This is a genomic window from Kribbella jiaozuonensis (assembly GCF_005233875.1).
GTDB classification, from domain to species: domain Bacteria; phylum Actinomycetota; class Actinomycetes; order Propionibacteriales; family Kribbellaceae; genus Kribbella; species Kribbella jiaozuonensis.
The window spans coordinates 569915-587199 of sequence record NZ_SZPZ01000003.1; the positions used below are offsets into that span (position 1 = coordinate 569915).

The following is a 17285-nucleotide window of genomic DNA, read 5'->3' on the forward strand; positions in this document are numbered from 1 at the left end:
TCGACGGCGTTGTAAGAGTATGAACAAGCAGGGTGTGCTGGCCGCCGGTGCGGCCGCGGTCACGGTGGTGCTGTGGGCGTCGGCGTTCGTTGCCATCCGCCATGTCGGTCAGGAGATCTCGGCCGGTGCGCTGTCGCTCGGGAGGTTGCTCGTCGGCAGTGTGCTGCTCGGGATCTTCGTGTTCGCGCGGCCGCGGCGTTGGCCGGCTCGCGGTGACTGGAAGTTTCTGCTGGCCTGCGGTCTGCTCTGGTTCGGCGTCTACAACCTCGCGCTGAACGAGGCCGAGCACCACCTCGACGCCGGTACGACGGCGATGCTCGTCAACATCGGCCCGTTGCTGATCGCCTTGCTGGCGGGTGTCCTGCTGCATGAGGGTTTCCCGCGTCAGTTGGTGATGGGGAGCGTTGTCGCCTTCGGCGGGGTCGTTCTGATCGGGCTGTCGTCGTCCAACGGCAGCGCCGAGACGTGGGGTGTGGTGCTGTGTCTGGTGGCCGCGGCGGCGTACGCGATCGGTGTCGTCTCGCAGAAGCCGTTGCTCGCCCGGCTGCCTGCGCTCGAGGTGACGTGGTTGTCGTGCGTGATCGGTGCGGTCGCGTGTCTGCCGTTCGGGCCGACGCTGGTTCACGAAGTGGGTGACGCACGAGCGTCGACGATCTGGTGGGTTGTGTTCCTCGGCGCGTTCCCGACCGCGATCGCCTTCACCACCTGGGCTTACGCGTTGGCCCGTACGACGGCCGGCCGGATGGGCGCGACGACGTACCTGGTCCCGCCGATCACGATCTTCCTCGGCTGGCTGCTGCTCGGTGAGAGCCCGGCGCCGGTCGCGTACGGAGGTGGCGCGCTGTGCCTCGTGGGCGTCGCGATCTCGCGCTACCGGCGGCGGGCGGTGGCTGCGATTCCCGCGGTCAGCGTGGAGAGCCCGGACTCGAACCCGTCGTCGAAGTCGTAGGCCAGGCCCTCGGCGCCGAGCCCATTGACGATCTTTGTCAGTGTTGGCGCCTTGTCCGCCGGCAGAGCGCGTACGCGGGTGAGTAGGTCGGGCGCCAGCTCGAACGTCTCGGCCCGCACGGACGCCTCGCCGAGGCTGAACCCGTGGATGAAATCGATCAGCGTGTTGGCGGCCTCGAAGATCTGACGCGGTGTCAGCCCGGCTCGGTCGAGTGCGCGGTAGAACGGCTCCATCGTGACCACGACGACGTCCGACACGGCTGACGTGTCGGAGAGCACCTGGAGCGCCAGATTCGGGTGCTGGCGGAGACCGTTGCGGTAGGCATGGGCAGCCTCCTTGAGCTGCTCGTCCCAGGGGACAGCATCGCCGGGGTCGGGCAGCTCGAGCCCGGCGAACACGAGCTCAGCGAGGCCGGCCAGTACGGCAGCCTTGTTCGGCAGGTGGTGGTACAGCGACATCGGGTTGACCTGCAGCGTTGCCGCGAGGCGCCGCATGGTCAGCGCGTCGATGCCCTCGTCGTCGACGATCCGCAGCGCCGCGGTCAGGATCGTCTCCCGGCTCAGCCGCTCCTCCCCGGCGCGGGGCCGCCCGGAGCGCTTGCCGACGTTAACCATACGTCGTATGGTACATAATCGTACAGTGTATGGATAAGGAGGACCGATGAAGTCGTTGGCGGGGAAGGTGGCGTTGGTCGCCGGGGCGACCCGAGCGGCCGGGCGGGGGATCGCGGTCGAGCTCGGCGCGGCCGGCGCGACTGTGTACGTGACCGGCCGGAGCACCCGGAGCCGGCAGTCGGAGATGGCTCGGCCGGAGACGATCGAGGAGACGGCCGAGCTCGTCGACAAGGCCGGCGGGCGCGGGATCGCCGTACCGACGGATCATCTCGATCCTTCGCAGGTGCGTGCGTTGGTCGAGCGGATCGAGGCCGAGCAGGGTGCGCTGCACATCCTGGTGAACGACATCTGGGGTCAGCACGGCGAGCCCGACTGGGACAAGACCGTGTGGGAGAGCTCGCTCGAGCCCGGTCTGCGGTTGCTGGAGCTAGGGGTCAACACGCACGCGATCACCAGCCACTTCGCGCTGCCGTTGCTGATCAAGACACCCGGCGGGCTCGTGGTCGAGATGACGGATGGCACGAACGACTACAACGCGTCGAACTATCGCGTCTCGTTCTTCTACGACGTCGCGAAGGGCGCGGTCAGCCGGATGGCGTTCGCGCTGGCGCACGAGTTGAAGCAGTACGACGCGGCCGCCGTACTGCTCACGCCGGGGTGGTTGCGGTCGGAGGCGATGCTCGACGGGTTCGGCGTACGCGAGGAGAACTGGCGGGACGCGACCGAGAAGGTCCCGCACTTCGCGATCTCCGAGAGCCCGTCGTACGTCGGACGTGCGGTGGCGGCGCTCGCGGCGGATCCCGACGTACGGCGCTGGAACGGCAAGTCGACGTCGAGCGGCGAACTCGCCCAGCTCTACGGCTTCAGCGACCTAGACGGCAGCCAACCCGACGCCTGGCGCTACATCGTCGAGGTAGAAAGCGCCGGCAAACCGGCTGACACCACGGGCTACCGCTAAAGCTTGTACGGCGGGCAGACGTCGCCGCCGCTGCCCGGTCCCTCCACCGGCGTGACGTCGACCGGCCGGAGCTGCGTGCCGCCGGCGCCTGGCGTGCCGCCCGCGCCCTGCGTGCCGCCCGCGCCCTGCGTGCGGTCGGCGCCGGGCGGGGCACCTGGTCGCAGGGCGTTGCTCGGGTGTGCGGCGGCGATCGGCACGCCCATCGCGGCCGCCATCGCCAGCACCTCCCGCCGCGACGTGACGGCGGTCGCGGGGTCGCGCTCATACACATACGTCAGCTCAGGCCACCGAGCCTGCGCCGGATGCACCAGCACGTCCCCACCCAGGATCGCCCGCTCCGTCACCACCGCCTGATGCCCGGGCGTATGCCCCGGCGTTGGCACCAACCGCATCCCCCGCAGCGCCGTCTCCCCCTCCACCACCCGCAACTGCCCGGCGTCCTCAATCGGCCGGATCCTGCTCGAGTACGTCGCCCCGCCGCGCACATGCTCCACCTCGTCCCGCTGCACGACATACTCGGCCCGCGGAAACAACGGCCGCACACCGTCCGAAGCCCACCCCACATGATCTAGATGCACATGCGTCAACACGACCGCATCCACATCCGCCACGTCAACCCCCACCCGCCCCAACAACCCCGGCAACCGCCCAGCCACCCCCAACCACTCCGCCGCCTCCCCACCCGCCGGCCCAACCCCCGCATCCACCAACACCAAGCCATCACCCGAACTCACCAAATAACTATGAAAATGCAACAACCACCCCTCCCCCCGAACGTTCCCCGGCATAACATCCCCGGTCCAAGCCGCCTGCCCAGAACCCCAACCAGCCAAGGCCTCCGAAACTCCCTCCGGAAAAACCGCCACCGCATCACACAACACCGTCACGTCCATCAATACCTCCTGGTCAGTCGACCCACGGCCGCTCGGCAGCCCATCCGGCGGGGAACCCCAACTCACGAAGCTCGCGTCCGCAGGCTGGGATCTCCGCGCTGAGTAAGTCACGGATGTGCTGCGCCCAGTGCGACCCATGTCCGAGGCGGGAGAGCAGGAATCCGACGACGCACAACGTCGAGTAAATCCGGAAATGCGATACCCGACGATCGGTGAGATGGCGCAGATCTGGGATCGACCGCAGGTGGCTCGGCGCGAGCTGATCGGCGAGATTGCGATTCCAGAGCCGAGAGTGATGAGCGCAGACGTTGCGGACGTAGTTGAGCACGCGAAGCCAGTTGGCCAATGCGGCTCCGTTGCCGTCGCCCCGCCGGTCGAGAACGCCCAACCTGGCCGCGATCTCGTTGCGATCCGCGAACTGCAGTCCCTGGAACAGGTAGCTCAGCGCGCCGAAGTCGAGGATCTCGGTCATCACCCAGACCGGCAGGCGACCGTCGTACTTCTGCTGGAAGTGCAGGACGAAGTCCTCGGACGATCTGGTTTGCGCGGCCAGGACCTTGTGCAGCCACCGGTCGTACGTGCTGGGCCGCCTGCCGTCTGATCGCCTGAACCGGCCATCCAGGTTCGAGGCGTCGAGATGGGCATACGCGCCGCGTCGCCCGAGGGTGAAGCCGATCATGACCCGAAGCGCGATCTCGATGCGTTCCAGCGCATCGAGCAACTGCAGTTTCAGTCGGCGATCCACGTCGTAGAGCTGAACGACCTGCCTGAAGGTGGTGCCTTCGAGGAAGTTGTCGTCGCGGAGAACGCTGTTGAGCGGACGGCGGAAGGAGTACCAATAGCCGCTCAGGCGGTAGTAGCCGATCACACTCAGCAGACGCTCCGCCTCGGCCTCGTCGTCGATGATCAGGCCCCTGCTCTTCAGCAGTCCGACCTGGTCGGCGAAGGTGAGGTGCGGCTTGAAGTAGACAGTCACGGAAGTCCCCCAGGAAAAGAAAACCAGCCCGTGCCCTGAGGGGCAGAGGGGCTGGCCGTGTTGCTGAAAGGATACACCCGGGACCGCTCCGGTTGCCGCGAGAACGCCCTGCCTGTGGATATCAGGGAAGCAGCATCCAGGTGGCCAGGCTGGCCATGATTACGGCTATGGCGGAGTCCAGGAATTGCCAGGCTCGGGGGCGGGCGAAGACTTTTGTGAGTTTGCTGGAGAAGAAGCCTAGGGCGAAGAACCAGATGAAGCTGGCGGCTACTGCTCCTAGGCCGTAGAGCCAGCGGCCGTTGGTGCCTCGTTGGTTGGCGAGGGAGCCGAGGAGGACGACGGTGTCGAGGTAGACGTGGGGGTTGAGGTACGTGAAGCCCAGGCAGGTGAGGACGACGCTGCGGAGGGCGGCGGGGGCGTGGTCGGCGGGGGTGATGGCGCCGGGGTTGAAGGCACGCTTCGCGGCGAGGGCGGCGTACGTGTAGAGGAAGGCGGCGCCGCCGAACTTCGCGATGTCGAGGGCGAGTTGGCTGCGGGTGAGGAGGGCGCCGAGGCCGAGGATGCCGCTGGAGATCAGGAGTGCGTCGGAGAGTGCGCAGGTCAGGACCACCGGGAGGACGTGTTCGCGGCGCAAGCCTTGGCGGAGTACGAAAGCGTTCTGGGCGCCGATCGCGACGATCAGGGAAATCGACGTGGCGAATCCGGCGAAGAGGGGCATGTCTTCGACGGTAGGCAGTTCGGCGGCTTCAAACCAGCTAAAGATTCTGATGCAGCATTAGGATTGCTTCATCATGCAGTTCGACTCCGTGCAGCTCGAGACGTTCGTGGCCGTCGTCGACGAAGGCAGCTTCGACGCGGCGGCGCGACGGTTGCGGGTCACGCCGTCGGCGATCAGCCAACGAATCAAGGCGTTGGAGAGTCGTCTCGGTCAGGTCGTGGTGATGCGCGGGAAGCCGGCCCGGGCGACCGCGGCGGGTGAGGCGCTGCTCCGGCTGGCCCGCCAGGTGTCCCTGCTCGAGCTCGAGGCGATCGCCGCCGTCCGCGGTACGGTCGACGCGCAGCGGATCCCGCTCGCGGTGAACGCGGACTCGCTCAACAACTGGTTCCTGCCCGCGATGCTCGACCTCTCCCGGACCCACAACGCCCGGTTCCTGGTGCACCAGGAGGACGAGGAGCACTCGGCGGAGTACCTCCGCAACGGTACGGTGCTGGCCGCGGTCACCGCCGATCCCCGGCCGGTGCAGGGCTGCCGCGTCGTACCGCTCGGGAAGATGCGGTACCTCCCGCTCGCCACCCCGGAGTACGCCGAACGCTGGCTGACCGGGAAGCCGTTGCCGGAGGCACTCGCCGAGGCCCCGATGGTCGTCTTCAACGAGAAGGACGTGCTGCAGCATCGACTGCTCCGCAAGGTGACCCGGCGGAAGCTGGACCCGCCGTCGCACGCGATCCCCGCCTCCGCGCCGTTCCACGAGGCGGTCCGGATCGGGCTCGGCTGGGGGATGATCGAGGACCAGATCGCCGGATCCGAGCTCGCCGCCGGCCGCCTGGTGGAAGTTGCCCCAGGCAAGTACATTGACGTGCCGCTGTACTGGCAGCACTGGAAGCTCGAGTCCGGCGTCCTCGACGCACTCACCGACGCGGTGCTACGGGCCGCTGAGGAAGGTCTTCGTACATCGTGAGCTCGATCGCGTTGCCGACCTTCAGCGACATGTCCCGGATCATGTTCCGCCACGGCAGGTACGGCATCATCCGGAAGGTCAGGTTGCGCAGCTTCATGAACCACTTGCTCGCCGGGATGAACCACATCGCCCCGTCGACCGCCTGCTTCTGACAGGCCACGACGAAGTCCTTCATCCGTACGTCGTACGCCGCAAACGCCTGCTCGTGATCCCCGCCGGCCGCGTGCAACTCACCGGCGAGCACGTACGCGCCGACGACGGCCAGGCTCGTGCCCATGCCGGACAGCGGTGAAGCGCAGTACCCCGCGTCCCCGACCAGCGCGATCCGGCCGCGTGAGTAGCTGTCGAGCTTGATCTGGCTGATCGAGTCGAAGTAGAAGTCCGGCGCGGTCCGCATCCCCTCGAGCAGCGTCGGCACCTCCCACCCGAGGTCCTTGAACTGCTCCTCGACGATCGCCTTCTGCGACGGCACGTTCCGCCGGTCGTACGTCAGATCCGAGGAGGTGAAGTAGAACAGCGCCTTCGCCTCGGTGTTGTCGCGTGCGCTATAGGTGCCGACGGTCTTGCCGGGCACGTTGAAGATCTGGCCGGTGTGGTCCAGCCCGAGATGGTTCTCGACCGTGCAGACGGATGCGTAGTACCCGAGGTCGTGGATGTACGACGACTCCGCGCCGAACGCCAACCGCCGTACGTTCGAGTGCAGCCCGTCCGCGCCGACGACGAGGTCGAACCGCCGCCGCAGCCCGCTCTCGAACACCACGTCGACGCCGTCCGCGTCCTGGTCGAGCGAGACGATCGAGTCGTCGAACAGGTACTCCGTCGTCTCCTTCGTCAGCGTGTACAGGATGTCGACCAGGTCGCCCCGGAGGATTTCGAGCTCGCCGCTGAACGCCTCGGACGAGGTGGTCGCGGCCACCTTCCCGGACTCCTTCACGTACGTCATCGCGCCCATCCGGGTCGCCTTCGCCTCGACCGCGTCCAGGATGCCCATCCGCTCGAGCACCTTCATCGACGCGCCGCGGAAGTCGACCGCGTAGCCGCCGGGGCGCGGCGCCGGAGCGCGCTCGACCACGGTCGGGGTGAAGCCGTACCGCTGCAGCCAGTACGCCAGGGCCGGACCCGCCACACTCGCGCCGGAAATCAGAACTGTCGTCATCGGAACCCCTCCAGAAGTAGTTGCTGTGCCACGACTGTACGACGGTCTTAGACAAATGTGCAAGACGATTGTGTGAGACAGGCGTGTTAGAGTTCTGGCATGGGTAATCGGGAGGCGCTGGTCGAGGGCGCGAAGGCGTGTCTGCTGGAGAAGGGCTACAGCCGGACGACGGCGCGCGACATCGCGACCGCGGCCGGGGTGAGCCTGGCCGCGATCGGTTACCACTTCGGTTCCAAGGAGACGCTGCTCAACGAGGCGTTGCGCGGGTTGCTGACCGAAGAATGGGCGACGGAGGTCGCCGGCGCCGGTGATGAACGTGCGGCGGTTTCGACCGGACCACGGGAGCAGTTCGTCGCGACCTGGGGTCAGGTCATCGACAGTCTCTCCAATCCGCGTCTGAAGGCGTTGTGGGCGACGCAGTTCGAAGTACTGAGCCTGGGGGCGACGATGCCTGAGCTCGTGGCGGAGCTGACGAAGATGCAGGGTGAGGCGCGGGAAGGGCTGGCGCAGATGTTCGGCGGGGTCGACCCCGACGCGGATCCTGAGCAGGTGCAGGCGATCGGCTCACTCCTGCAGGCGCTGCTGCTCGGGGTAGTCGCGCAGAGCATGTTCGACCCGGAGAGTGCGCCGACTGGTGAGGAGCTGGCTCAGTCGCTCCGCACGCTGGCGGACCGGATCAGTCCCAGCGCATAGCCATCGGGTTGTCGGCCGGGATCAGCCCGGCCGACATCAGTACGGCGCTGATCGGCCGTACGACGTCGAGCAACTCGCGGGTGCGCTCGTCGCCGAGCGCTCGCCAACCCTGATCGGCCAGTGCGTCAGTGGTGTCTTCGACTTGCTGTCGAAGCGCTCGCCCGGCGTCGGTCAGCGCGCCCTCGGCGTCGAGCAGGCCGCGGCTGCGCAGATCGTCCGATGCGGCGGCCCACTCCTCGTCGCTCCACCGGCGGTTGAGCTGGAAGACCTCCTTGGCCGGGCCGCCCGCTGCGGAGATCGTCACCAGTGCCTGACATGGGCTGAGCTCGGCCGCGACCAGCGCCGCGACATGTCCGTCGCCGCGCGACTCCCGCAGGATCGTTGTCGCGTGCCAGAGCGCGAGGTGTGGCTCGTCCGGCCACTCCAGCGCGGCATTGGCAGCCGCGATCGGTCGCCCGGCAACCGGGGCGAGTTCAGCCGCACGCCGAGCCAGCTCGGCCGCGCGCTTCACGGGCTCACCAGACCATACGGTTTGGTATGGCGGCGCGTCAGGGAACAGCCGGCGTACGGCGTTGTCCACAGCCGTGAGGCGGGCGTCGAGCAGCTGTTCCGGGGTTGCGTAGGTCCACGCGTCCGGGAGGGAGCGGGCGACCATCGCCGGGTGGAAGTTGTAGAACATCGCGGCGACGAGCCCCGGCCCGACCGCGCCCAGCGGCGCCGCCCGGCAGCCGAAATAACTCATCCAGCCGCCCTTCAACCCGAGCGCATCAGTCGCCTTCCGCGTCTCCGGCGAGAAGTACGAAATCGCGTGATACGGCTCGAGCGCCTTCCACATCCCGCGAGCACGATTCATGGCAGCGGACGGTACATGACGTGTAGGCCGACGTAGCCGAGAGTGGGGTGGTCGAAGGCTTCAGGAACGGTGCCGGCGATGCGGAAGCCGAGGGACTGCCAGAGGTGTACGGCGGGTTCGTTGGTCTCGACGACGGCGTTGAACTGGATCGAGCGGAAGCCGGATTCTCCGGCCCAGGCGATCATGTCCTCGCACAGCAGCCGGCCGACGCCCATGCCGCGGGCCTTGCCGTCGACCATGAAGCTCGCGCTGGCGACGTGCGCGCCGGGGCCGGGCCGGTTCGGGTACATGTTCGCGCTGCCGAGAACGGTGCCGTCGGCATCGACCGCGACCGTGGTCCGGCCGAGCGGAAGCTCCAGCGGCGACATCCACATCGCCCGGGCCTCCTCCTCGGTGAGGTGCGGGTCGTACGTGTACGTCTCGCGCGCGGTCACGATCTCGTGGAAGAACGGCCAGATGGCCGGCCAGTCGGCGGCGGTCGCGGTCCTGATCTGCACAGTCATTGTGGGAGAAGCATCACCCGATGTTCGCCGGATGCCAAGCAGATTCCCGATAGGCTGTCTGAGGATGACAAACTCCGTGATCCAAGGCCTGCCGCGCTGGACGTTGGTCGTGCCACCGCTCGCTTTCGTTGTCTTGCTGGTGACCTGGCATCGCCACCTGGGCGCGTTCCTGCTGATCCTCGTCTGCCTCGGTCTGGGCGCTGCAGTGATCGCAGCTGTCCATCACGCCGAGGTGGTTGCACACCGTGTCGGTGAACCGTTCGGCACGCTGATCCTCGCGCTCGCGGTGACGATCATCGAGGTCGCGCTGATCGTCACGCTGATGGCATCTGGTGGAGAGAAGGCTTCGTCGCTGGCGCGCGACACCGTCTTCGCCGCGGTGATGATCACCTGCAACGGGATCCTCGGGTTGGCTCTCGTTGTCGGCTCGCTGCGGCACCGCGTGCAGGAGTTCCGCGTGCAGGCGTCGTACTCGGCACTCACGGTGATGACGGCGTTGGTGACGCTGAGTCTGGTGCTGCCGACATTCACGACCAGCGCGCCCGGGCCGCAGTTCAGCTCGGCGCAGCTCGCGTTCGCGGGCGTGACGTCGCTGGTGCTGTACGGCGTCTTCGTGTTCATCCAGACGATCCGGCACCGGGACTACTTCCTGCCGGTGCGCTCCGACGGCAACAACGACGTCGACGACGAGGAGCATCACGCGGCGGCTCCGAGCACGGGGACCGCACTGCTCAGCCTCGGTTTGCTGTTCGTCTGTCTGATCGCGGTCGTTGGTCTGGCCAAGACGGTCTCGCCGAGACTCGAGTCCGCGGTCGAGTCGGCCGGCGCGCCGGTGGCCGTGGTCGGTGTCGTGATCGCCTTGCTGGTGCTGCTGCCGGAGACGGTTGCCGCAGTACGCGCGGCACTGCGGAACCGTCTCCAGACCAGCGTCAACCTGGCGCTCGGCTCAGCGCTCGCCAGTATCGGACTGACCATCCCCGCGATCGCCATCGCGTCCATCTGGCTGAGCGGACCGCTGGTGCTCGGGCTCGGCGGCAAGGAGATGGTGCTGTTCGCGCTGACGGTCGTGACCGCCATGCTCACGCTAGCGACCGGGCGCGCCACGCTGCTCCAGGGCGCCGTTCACCTCGCGGTGTTCAGCGCGTTCCTGTTCCTTGCGGTAAGCCCTTGAGGTAGTCGATCACCGCCTCTTGATGGTTGTGCTCGGCCCAGCCGAGCGCGTTCCCGTTGTAGTTGGGATCGCGTACCTCGGGATCGGCGCCGAGCTCGATCAGCTTCTTGACCGTGTCGAGGTGACCGTTGAGTGCGGCGCGGTGGATCGGTGCCGATCCGCCCGAGATCCGGTTCAGATCGAATCCGAGCCGCTGCAGGGGTTCCAGAGCTTCGGTACGGCCGATCTCGGCGGCGCGAACGGGCAGATGACGTTGACGTGCGACCGCACGCGCGGCCAGTCCGGCATCGACGTCCGGTGTCTCGCCGCGCATCGCCGCGGCGTACACCTCCTCGATCTCATCCAGCGGCGCCGCGCCTCGCGCCTTGAGCCGGTCCGCGATCTCCGTATGGCCTTGGACCGCCGCCAGCACATACGGGCGACCGCCGCCGTACACCGGATGCCTGGTGCCGGTGCCTTCAGGATCGGTGCCTTGGGCAAGCACTAGTTCGGCCCGGTGCAGGAGACCGGCCCAGGCCGAGAAGACCAGTTCGTCCTCGAGGAGTTGCTGCGGAGTCGGGTGCGCGGTGGTCATCCGTTCGTGCCACGGACCGCCGTCGCCGCGGCCCAGTCCGTACTCGAGCAGGAGCTCCAGATGCACATCGTCGTACGGCGGGGGACAACCGGGACCGCAGTTGTACATGGTCTGGCTGTCGTTCGGGTCGGCGCCGGCGTCGAGCAGGACGCGGGCGAGCTCAACCCGTTCGGGGTGCGGTGGTTGGTCGCCCTCACCGCGGCCGAAGACGCCGGTGATCGCGGTGAACGGCGACGGCAGGCCTTGCCAGAGGTAGCCGGCGTTGGGATCGGCGCCGTTCTCGAGGAGGAGGCGCGCGATCTCGACCTGGTTGGGAGCGTCCAGGCGGTTGTAGGTGAGGTAGAGCAACGGTTCCCAGCGGTACGGTCCGCCTTCTTTTGCTGCGTTGCTCAGGTCCGCGCGGACGGCGTCGAGGTCGCCGGCCACGACCTTCGTGTAAATGTTGCTCTGGGCAATCTCTGGGAACCGGTCGAGCAGATCACGTGCGGATCGTTGGCGCGCCGGATCGTCCTCCCCGTAGTGCAACGTCGCCAGCCGGAGGAACTCGTCGGCACGCTGCTCCGGAGTGTCGAGCGGGCCGCCGACGGACTGCCGATGGGGTGACCGGCTGTACTTGTCCACCAACTCCAGGTGCCGCACGATCCGCGGCCAGCTGGGGAATCCGTAGCTGCGGGCAACTACCAGCTGCGCGTCCGCCAGCGTCTGTACGGGATGGAACTCGTCCGCGAGCGCGATCGCCTCGCGGTCCCCGGCGCGGACGCCCTTGAGCAGCGCTTTGGCCTGCTTGCGAAGGTGTTCGAGGTGTGGGTCGTCCGGAAGATTTCGGGTCGGCATCACCGACCTCCTCTCTACGAGCCTGCTGTCCGCGTCGTCAGGCGAGAAAGGAGGTGAACAACTGCCACAACCGTGCTCATTTCAGGTGGGCTGAGCCCTTCCCGCGGACCGGTGGCACCCTGAGTGCCTATCCGCGAGGGTAGCTCACAGCGGCTTTTCCATCCACCATTCGGTGAATTCGTGCGCACGGTCCCGGTCCAGTCGGATCACCCACAGGTTGCTGAACTCGGCCGGCGGATTGGTCAGGTACGTCGTCCAGCCGCGCACGAACCCGACCCCGTCGCCGAACCCGAGCACCTGGTACTCAAAATCTGTCTCGCCCGGACCGTCGGCGACGTCGAGCCAGGCCGCCACGATCGCGTCCCGCCCGAGCACCGGCGGCTCGTCCGGTCGCCGGTACCAGGCGGCGTCCTCGGTCCAGAGCGCGGCGATATGCGCGGGATCGTTGCTCTCCCACGCCTTCCGGTATCGCTCGACCCAGCGGTCGAGGTCTTTCTCCTTCATGAGATCCGGCGGCCGTTCAGTACTACGGCAGCCGGCGTCGCCAGTACGTCGGGGTGCTCGCGCGGGTTGGCGTCGTACGTGACGAGGTTGCCGGCGCCGGTCAGACCGAGGAACTCCTGCGCACCGGTGGAGGCCGCGGTCAGGGCCTGCTCGACGGAGAGCCCGTGTTGCACCAGGAGGTCGATCTCGCTGGCGACGGTGCCGACGACATCGGATCCGGTCAGCACGCGGACGCCGTACCGCTCGGTCAGTGGCAGGATCGATGCCAGGTGTTCGGAGCGGGCTCGGCGGCGGGCCGACTGCTCCGGGGTCTCGTTCGGGCTCTGGCTGACCGAGGCGCAGAGCGTCGGGGTCCACGCGCCGCCGCGGGCGCCCAGGGTCTCGAGGTCCTGCTCGGTGAGCGCCGTACCGTGTTCGACCGAGTCGATGCCGAGCCGGATCAGGTCGGTGACGTGGTCGGTGTTGACGTGCGCCGCAACCCGGGCGCCGCGGGAGTGCGCCAGCTCGACCATCGCCCCGACCACATCCAGGCCGTACGTCGGACTGACCTTGCTACCGCGGATCGGACCGTCCGGGCCGACCTCGGGGAAGTCGCCGACCAGCTTCAGCCAGGTCGCTCCGGCAGCGATCTCGGCCTCGACCGCGGCGAGCAGGTCCTCCGCTGCGACCGGCTCGTACGCCTGCGGGAAGTAGCAGCCCTCCGGCGCGAGGAACCGGCCCGCCGCGAGGACGAGCGGGCGGCTGTCGTCCCGCGTGCGAGCCAGTTCGAGGGTCACCTCACGATTGCCGCCGACATCGCGTACCGCGCTCACCCCGGCGCCGGCCAACTCACCGAGCCGCTCGGCCGCGAAGTCCGCGCCCTGCAGCACGGGACCGTTAGGCCCGGGAGCCATGGTCAGGTGACAGTGCGAGTCGACCAGCCCGGGTACCCCGTACCGCCCGGGCAGCACCTCGCCGATCTCACCCGGCCCGAACGTGACGCGCGCGGTATCGCCGGCCGGGAGCACGGTTCCTTCGAAGACCCAGGTCGTCATGGTCGCCATCCTGCCTCAGCAGAGATCCATGCCGAGTGCTGCTCGTGGGAGAGTCCCCCGCGTGCTCCGCGGCCGCCTCTCGTCGCTCCGCTCCTCGGCGCGACCACTACGCACGCTGCCCACCCACCCCCGGGCTTATCGCCCGGAGCATCCTTTCCGGCTATCGCCGGACGTGCCGGCTACCGCCGGGGTGTTCCGGCTTATCGCCGGGGTTGCGGGCTGCCGCCCGTGGTCGGCTCGCTGGCTGTTTCAGTGGGGGACCTTGCCAAGGGACCACACCCGCACGGTGTCGTCGGTGACCTCATACAGAACGCGGTAAGCCCCGGCTGGTTTGCCGTTCACAGGTCAGTCGAGCCCCAGTTCCAGCTGATGCCATACGGCGTATGCGGAGACGAGCCGTTCTCCGCGTCGAGTGTGACGACGCCATCGGGATCCAGCGAGACCGGGCCGTCGGTGCTCTGCCGCGGAAGTTCAGACGATGAGCCGTCGCCGTACCTGAAGGTCTGCTTGGGTGGAGTGTCGAACTGGACCTCAATGTGCAGGGATTCTAGGCGCCGCGAGGACCTGTGCTCCAAGACCTGGGGTGCCAGCCGTGAGCTTGCCAAGGTCACCGTGAATCTGAGTGTGTACCGGTCGCCCGTGTGAAAGGGGCGCGGCAGGCTGAGGATCAGTTGCCTTCGACTGCTTCGCGATCCCTGTTTGACCGCGTCCACAAGGCGCGCACCCTCGAGCTCGAAGACCGAGTCGTCTCGACGCTCGGCGAACGATCCGTTGTTCGCCCGGGGACGGGTCTCGGGCAACGGCAGATCGTAGGCCAGGTGCTGAACGGCAGGCTGCGTGAAATAGAGCCCTGCCTGGGTCTCAAACACGGGCCGGTCGCCGAGGATCGCCTTGAGCGACAGGTGCTCGATGTACCAGCCGGCGCCCGCAGTAACAGCAGCGGCTCGCATCTCGATGTTAGGAGGGAGGACAGTGTTCGCCAGCCGGAACACGGCGGCACTGCGGCCCTTCTCGGTCAGCCGGTACCCATGCCGAGCCTTGCGGCCAAGCTCTTTAGGATCGCCCAGTTCCCACATACTGGACAACCACCCGCATTCTTCGAGTTTTCTCAGGATCGGGTATAGCGTCCCGCTTTGCGTCTTGAGCTTCTCCATAAGTTCATAGCCGTGGATGTGTCGTTCGGTCTGTTCGCCAAGCATCGCAAGGAGTACCTTCTGCGTGTTTGGCGGGATACTAAGAGCCCCCACGAGAGGGCAATCTACATACCCCCGGCACTGGCTTCCATACTTCGTTGAACGTAAAAATACGCTGCGGACAACCGCCCACCTCGGGGGCCGGAAAATATCTGGGGATCTATGTAGACGTTCTGGCGCAGAACCGCGTCTACATAGATGTGGAGCCCACGGCTCCCGATCGGAACCGGCCCCGCCGCCACTCGCGACTTCCCGGAAGCAACTGGCGGTGGGTCGGGACATTAAGACAAATATTCACAGGCAACCGATTGCCGCACTAGGAGTTATCTCCCGGTGCGGTTTTGTTATGCCCGGTCTTGCTGTGAGTGGTGTGTAATCAGCTAAGCGTGTCTGTCGGTTTGCTTCCGGGAAGTCGCGAGGCCGGCGGGGACACGAGTTCGGTTCCGATCGGTCGAGTGGATGGAGAATCCATGCAGAACAAGCACGCACATGGGTGCGTAGAGGAAGGGGGTCCGTCCTACTGGCGGACCCGGCGGTACCCCGCGGTGGTGATCGTCATCCTGTTCTGGATGACGCAGGTGCCGCAGTTGCAGGTGGAGCCCTGGAAGGGGCACATCGACCTGGGGCTGCACAGCGCGGTCATCGCCGTCAGCGTCCAGTACGCGATGGATATGACCCGGCGGACGCGCCTGTCAGCCGGCCGGGTGTCCAGGCGGGGAGCCAAGGCCGTCGCGGGCGGATTCCGGCGAACCCGCGCCTGGATCACCGCGCGGGTTCACTTCAAGATCGGCCTCAGGCTCGATCTGGGGGCCGCCTGACTCGGCCGGGCGGAGCCGACGGCGCTGACGCGGTCCACCGGCAGGGTTTAGAGGTTGCGGAGGTGGAAGCGTCCAACGACACTTCCACCTCCGCCCATGACCAGCAACGACGAGAGTTCGAGGATTGGTTGTCCGCGAACTACAACAAGCTGTACTTGGTGGCTGCGCGGCGTTGCTACGGCGATCGAGATGCCGCGGTGGACGTTCTGCACCAGGCTTTGCTGGAGATCTGGCAGAGATGGGATCGCATCGAGCACACCAACTCGTATGCGTACATGGTGATCCGCCATGCCGCGGTCCAGGCCCATCGCCGCCAGCAATTCGGCTGGCAAACGATCGAGACGGACTCGTGGGACATCGCCGATCCGGTCGACGCCGTAGACCTGGCCGAGATCAGACTGGCAGCCGAGGCGATCCTTCGCGACCTGACCTCACGTGAGCGGGAGATCGTCGTCTTGCTGGCCGCTGGTTACAGCATCGTCGAGATCGCTGGCAGATTGGGGAAGACCCCTTCGACGGTCCGCACGCAGCTGCAGCGGATCCGGCAGAAGGCGGAGGACAGCCCGTCGGACTGGAGACTCGGCCGGGAAGACCGGTCATGACCGTCGATTCCAGGGCGAGGCAGCCGTCTCCGCCTCCCCACTGTGCGAGTAGCGATCTGAATGAGTTTTCAAACCCATTCGGCGAAGATGCGTGGGCACGGCGGTCATGACGCGGCCCCGGGAGTCTGGCCGAGTGGGCCGGTATCCACGGTTGTCGAGGGTGACGGACCGCGAATGTGGCCAGCACCGCAATGGCGACCCGGATGCGGGCCAACGCGTAGGTGGCTTGCCGCGGGCCAGGAACGGTGCCGCTGGCAAGCCCGAAGAGCAGCCCGATCGGGTTTGGTGGTGATATCGGCCGTGGTACGGCCCCATGCGGTGCCGAGTCGCAGCGCGCTCTTCGCGATCACGCCGATCCGACGACGTGCTGAGCCCGGGGAGCTGGTCACGGGCCCACCTGGCGCAGTCGCGCGGCGATAGCCGCAACTCCGGCGGTAGCCGGAAGGGATGCTCCGGGCGATAAGCCCGGGGGTGGGTGGGTAGCGGGCGGAGCGGCCGCGCCGAGGAGCGGAGCGACGAGAGGCGGCTGCGGAAGCACGCGGGGGCGGCCGCAGTACGTGAGGCAGACCGTAGTACCAGCTATTCCCCGGTTGCCCCGTCCACGCGTTCGCGGAGGAGGTCGGCGTGGCCGTTGTGGCGGGCGTATTCCTCGATCATGTGGATGTAGAGGTAGCGGACGGAGTACGGCTCGTCGTAGTTGGGGCGGATGAACGTGTCGTCCAGCGCGAACGCCGCGGCCAGCGTGTCCGACAGCTTCACGATCTCGCGGAAGTGTTCGACGTCCTGTTCGGCCTGCGCAGGGGCGGCCAGGTCGAAGTCGCCGTCTGGATACTCGGCGGTCCAGTACTTCGGGGGTGAGTCGTGGCCGGCGAGGGCGCGGTGGAACCAGTACTTCTCGACCTCGCTCAGGTGCCGTACGAGCCCGATCAACGACATGCTGGACGGGTCGACACTGCGCTGGACCAGCTGTTCGCCGGTCAATTCCGACACTTTCCAGAGCAGTGTGCCGCGGTGGAAGTCGAGGAATCCCTGCAGCAGTGCCCGCTCGTCGGCGGCCGTGGGTGGGTCCACCCGGAACTCTGTCGTCACGTGCAGAACCTAACCGTGTGACGAGGGTCCTGTGAATATCCGCCGGTTCTCGACCCGCGGTGACGTAGACTAGTAACGACGGCCCGCCCAGTTCTGCCTCGGGCCGGTGAGCGCAACTACACTGCGCCAGCAGTCGACCACCACGCGCCGCAGCCCACCAGGCCGCGCCGGGCAGGACGACCCCCGACTTTT

The 17285-nt window shown here is 67.2% G+C and carries 19 protein-coding genes; 7 read left to right on the plus strand and 12 right to left on the minus strand.

The features are described from left to right. Positions 1–19 precede the first annotated feature (19 nt). Positions 20–949: a DMT family transporter gene (locus FDA38_RS22475; RefSeq protein ID WP_137256051.1), complete on the plus strand. Its 930-nt coding sequence runs from the start codon at positions 20–22 to the stop codon at positions 947–949. Here the strand turns inward: FDA38_RS22475 and FDA38_RS22480 are convergent. Next, positions 871–1563 carry a TetR/AcrR family transcriptional regulator C-terminal domain-containing protein gene (locus FDA38_RS22480; protein WP_137256052.1) on the minus strand — a complete coding sequence of 231 codons (693 nt, stop codon included), beginning with the start codon at positions 1561–1563 and terminating at the stop codon, positions 871–873. The two genes, FDA38_RS22475 and FDA38_RS22480, sit on opposite strands and share 79 nt — an antisense overlap. Before the next feature lie 46 nt (positions 1564–1609). Here FDA38_RS22480 and FDA38_RS22485 point away from each other — a divergent pair, with 46 nt between their 5' ends. Further along, entirely contained in the window at positions 1610–2521 is a 912-nt protein-coding gene (locus FDA38_RS22485; RefSeq protein WP_137256053.1) for an SDR family oxidoreductase, read from the plus strand. Here FDA38_RS22485 and FDA38_RS22490 read toward each other — a convergent pair. The 3 genes from FDA38_RS22490 to FDA38_RS22500 all read right to left on the minus strand — a co-directional run bounded on the left by FDA38_RS22490 (position 2518) and on the right by FDA38_RS22500 (position 5108). Then, positions 2518–3255 (minus strand): MBL fold metallo-hydrolase, encoded by a 738-nt coding sequence (locus tag FDA38_RS22490; protein ID WP_233714860.1) that lies wholly within the window; start codon positions 3253–3255, stop codon positions 2518–2520. The genes FDA38_RS22485 and FDA38_RS22490 overlap by 4 nt on opposite strands. A 172-nt stretch (positions 3256–3427) precedes the next feature. Continuing rightward, the gene (locus tag FDA38_RS22495) at positions 3428–4390 is read right to left on the minus strand and encodes an Abi family protein (RefSeq protein ID WP_170989837.1); all 963 of its coding nucleotides are present in this window, start codon (positions 4388–4390) and stop codon (positions 3428–3430) included. A 121-nt stretch (positions 4391–4511) separates the two neighbouring features. Continuing rightward, complete coding sequence (locus FDA38_RS22500; protein ID WP_137256055.1) at positions 4512–5108, minus strand: LysE/ArgO family amino acid transporter; 597 nt, start codon at positions 5106–5108, stop codon at positions 4512–4514. A 73-nt stretch (positions 5109–5181) separates the two neighbouring features. On the opposite strand from FDA38_RS22500, the gene FDA38_RS22505 reads away from it, so the two are divergent. Continuing rightward, complete coding sequence (locus FDA38_RS22505) at positions 5182–6069, plus strand: LysR family transcriptional regulator ArgP (protein WP_137256056.1); 888 nt, start codon at positions 5182–5184, stop codon at positions 6067–6069. Here the strand turns inward: FDA38_RS22505 and FDA38_RS22510 are convergent. Further along, on the minus strand, positions 6020–7225 hold the full coding sequence (locus FDA38_RS22510; protein ID WP_137256057.1) for an FAD-dependent monooxygenase: 1206 nt from the start codon (positions 7223–7225) through the stop codon (positions 6020–6022). The two genes, FDA38_RS22505 and FDA38_RS22510, sit on opposite strands and share 50 nt — an antisense overlap. Before the next feature lie 99 nt (positions 7226–7324). Between FDA38_RS22510 and FDA38_RS22515 the strand changes: the two genes are divergently transcribed. Next, positions 7325–7918 carry a TetR/AcrR family transcriptional regulator gene (locus FDA38_RS22515; protein WP_137256058.1) on the plus strand — a complete coding sequence of 198 codons (594 nt, stop codon included), beginning with the start codon at positions 7325–7327 and terminating at the stop codon, positions 7916–7918. Here the strand turns inward: FDA38_RS22515 and FDA38_RS22520 are convergent. Further along, positions 7902–8771, minus strand: coding sequence for an SCO6745 family protein (locus FDA38_RS22520; protein WP_137256059.1), 870 nt, complete (start codon positions 8769–8771; stop codon positions 7902–7904). The two genes, FDA38_RS22515 and FDA38_RS22520, sit on opposite strands and share 17 nt — an antisense overlap. Next, positions 8768–9274 carry a GNAT family N-acetyltransferase gene (locus FDA38_RS22525; protein ID WP_137256060.1) on the minus strand — a complete coding sequence of 169 codons (507 nt, stop codon included), beginning with the start codon at positions 9272–9274 and terminating at the stop codon, positions 8768–8770. Before FDA38_RS22525 ends, FDA38_RS22520 begins: the two co-directional genes overlap by 4 nt. A 64-nt stretch (positions 9275–9338) precedes the next feature. On the opposite strand from FDA38_RS22525, the gene FDA38_RS22530 reads away from it, so the two are divergent. Further along, on the plus strand, positions 9339–10445 hold the full coding sequence (locus FDA38_RS22530) for a calcium:proton antiporter (protein ID WP_137256061.1): 1107 nt from the start codon (positions 9339–9341) through the stop codon (positions 10443–10445). Here the strand turns inward: FDA38_RS22530 and FDA38_RS22535 are convergent. The 4 genes from FDA38_RS22535 to FDA38_RS22550 form a co-directional block, all read right to left on the minus strand. Beyond that, on the minus strand, positions 10411–11853 hold the full coding sequence (locus FDA38_RS22535) for an ankyrin repeat domain-containing protein (protein WP_137256062.1): 1443 nt from the start codon (positions 11851–11853) through the stop codon (positions 10411–10413). The two genes, FDA38_RS22530 and FDA38_RS22535, sit on opposite strands and share 35 nt — an antisense overlap. 144 nt (positions 11854–11997) lie before the next feature. Next, positions 11998–12357, minus strand: coding sequence for a YybH family protein (locus FDA38_RS22540; RefSeq protein ID WP_137256063.1), 360 nt, complete (start codon positions 12355–12357; stop codon positions 11998–12000). Continuing rightward, positions 12354–13391, minus strand: a complete 1038-nt coding sequence (locus FDA38_RS22545; RefSeq protein ID WP_137256064.1) for an amidohydrolase family protein — start codon at positions 13389–13391, stop codon at positions 12354–12356. The genes FDA38_RS22540 and FDA38_RS22545 overlap by 4 nt, the downstream gene beginning before the upstream one ends. 338 nt (positions 13392–13729) lie before the next feature. Then, positions 13730–14590 carry a PadR family transcriptional regulator gene (locus FDA38_RS22550; protein ID WP_137256065.1) on the minus strand — a complete coding sequence of 287 codons (861 nt, stop codon included), beginning with the start codon at positions 14588–14590 and terminating at the stop codon, positions 13730–13732. A gap of 542 nt (positions 14591–15132) precedes the next feature. Between FDA38_RS22550 and FDA38_RS42330 the strand changes: the two genes are divergently transcribed. Further along, positions 15133–15402 carry a hypothetical protein gene (locus FDA38_RS42330; RefSeq protein ID WP_170989838.1) on the plus strand — a complete coding sequence of 90 codons (270 nt, stop codon included), beginning with the start codon at positions 15133–15135 and terminating at the stop codon, positions 15400–15402. Positions 15403–15464: 62 nt separating this feature from the next. Further along, positions 15465–16004 (plus strand): RNA polymerase sigma factor, encoded by a 540-nt coding sequence (locus FDA38_RS42335; protein WP_170989839.1) that lies wholly within the window; start codon positions 15465–15467, stop codon positions 16002–16004. A gap of 579 nt (positions 16005–16583) precedes the next feature. Here FDA38_RS42335 and FDA38_RS22560 read toward each other — a convergent pair. Next, a complete protein-coding gene (locus FDA38_RS22560) occupies positions 16584–17093 on the minus strand; it encodes a DinB family protein (RefSeq protein WP_137256067.1) in 510 nt (169 codons plus the stop codon). Between the last annotated feature and the right edge of the window lie 192 nt (positions 17094–17285).

Bases quoted from the DNA above. Each gene is read 5' to 3' on its own strand.
- FDA38_RS22510 (WP_137256057.1), bottom strand. From the start codon at position 7,225: ATGACGACAGTTCTGATTTCCGGCGCGAGTGTGGCGGGTCCGGCCCTG.
- FDA38_RS22520 (WP_137256059.1), bottom strand. From the start codon at position 8,771: ATGAATCGTGCTCGCGGGATGTGGAAGGCGCTCGAGCCGTATCACGCG.
- FDA38_RS22550 (WP_137256065.1), bottom strand. From the start codon at position 14,590: ATGCTTGGCGAACAGACCGAACGACACATCCACGGCTATGAACTTATG.
- FDA38_RS22485 (WP_137256053.1), top strand. From the start codon at position 1,610: ATGAAGTCGTTGGCGGGGAAGGTGGCGTTGGTCGCCGGGGCGACCCGA.
- FDA38_RS22500 (WP_137256055.1), bottom strand. From the start codon at position 5,108: ATGCCCCTCTTCGCCGGATTCGCCACGTCGATTTCCCTGATCGTCGCG.
- FDA38_RS22545 (WP_137256064.1), bottom strand. From the start codon at position 13,391: ATGACGACCTGGGTCTTCGAAGGAACCGTGCTCCCGGCCGGCGATACC.
- FDA38_RS22525 (WP_137256060.1), bottom strand. From the start codon at position 9,274: ATGACTGTGCAGATCAGGACCGCGACCGCCGCCGACTGGCCGGCCATC.
- FDA38_RS22535 (WP_137256062.1), bottom strand. From the start codon at position 11,853: ATGCCGACCCGAAATCTTCCGGACGACCCACACCTCGAACACCTTCGC.
- FDA38_RS22480 (WP_137256052.1), bottom strand. From the start codon at position 1,563: ATGGTTAACGTCGGCAAGCGCTCCGGGCGGCCCCGCGCCGGGGAGGAG.
- FDA38_RS22530 (WP_137256061.1), top strand. From the start codon at position 9,339: ATGACAAACTCCGTGATCCAAGGCCTGCCGCGCTGGACGTTGGTCGTG.
- FDA38_RS22505 (WP_137256056.1), top strand. From the start codon at position 5,182: ATGCAGTTCGACTCCGTGCAGCTCGAGACGTTCGTGGCCGTCGTCGAC.
- FDA38_RS22515 (WP_137256058.1), top strand. From the start codon at position 7,325: ATGGGTAATCGGGAGGCGCTGGTCGAGGGCGCGAAGGCGTGTCTGCTG.
- FDA38_RS22540 (WP_137256063.1), bottom strand. From the start codon at position 12,357: ATGAAGGAGAAAGACCTCGACCGCTGGGTCGAGCGATACCGGAAGGCG.
- FDA38_RS22475 (WP_137256051.1), top strand. From the start codon at position 20: ATGAACAAGCAGGGTGTGCTGGCCGCCGGTGCGGCCGCGGTCACGGTG.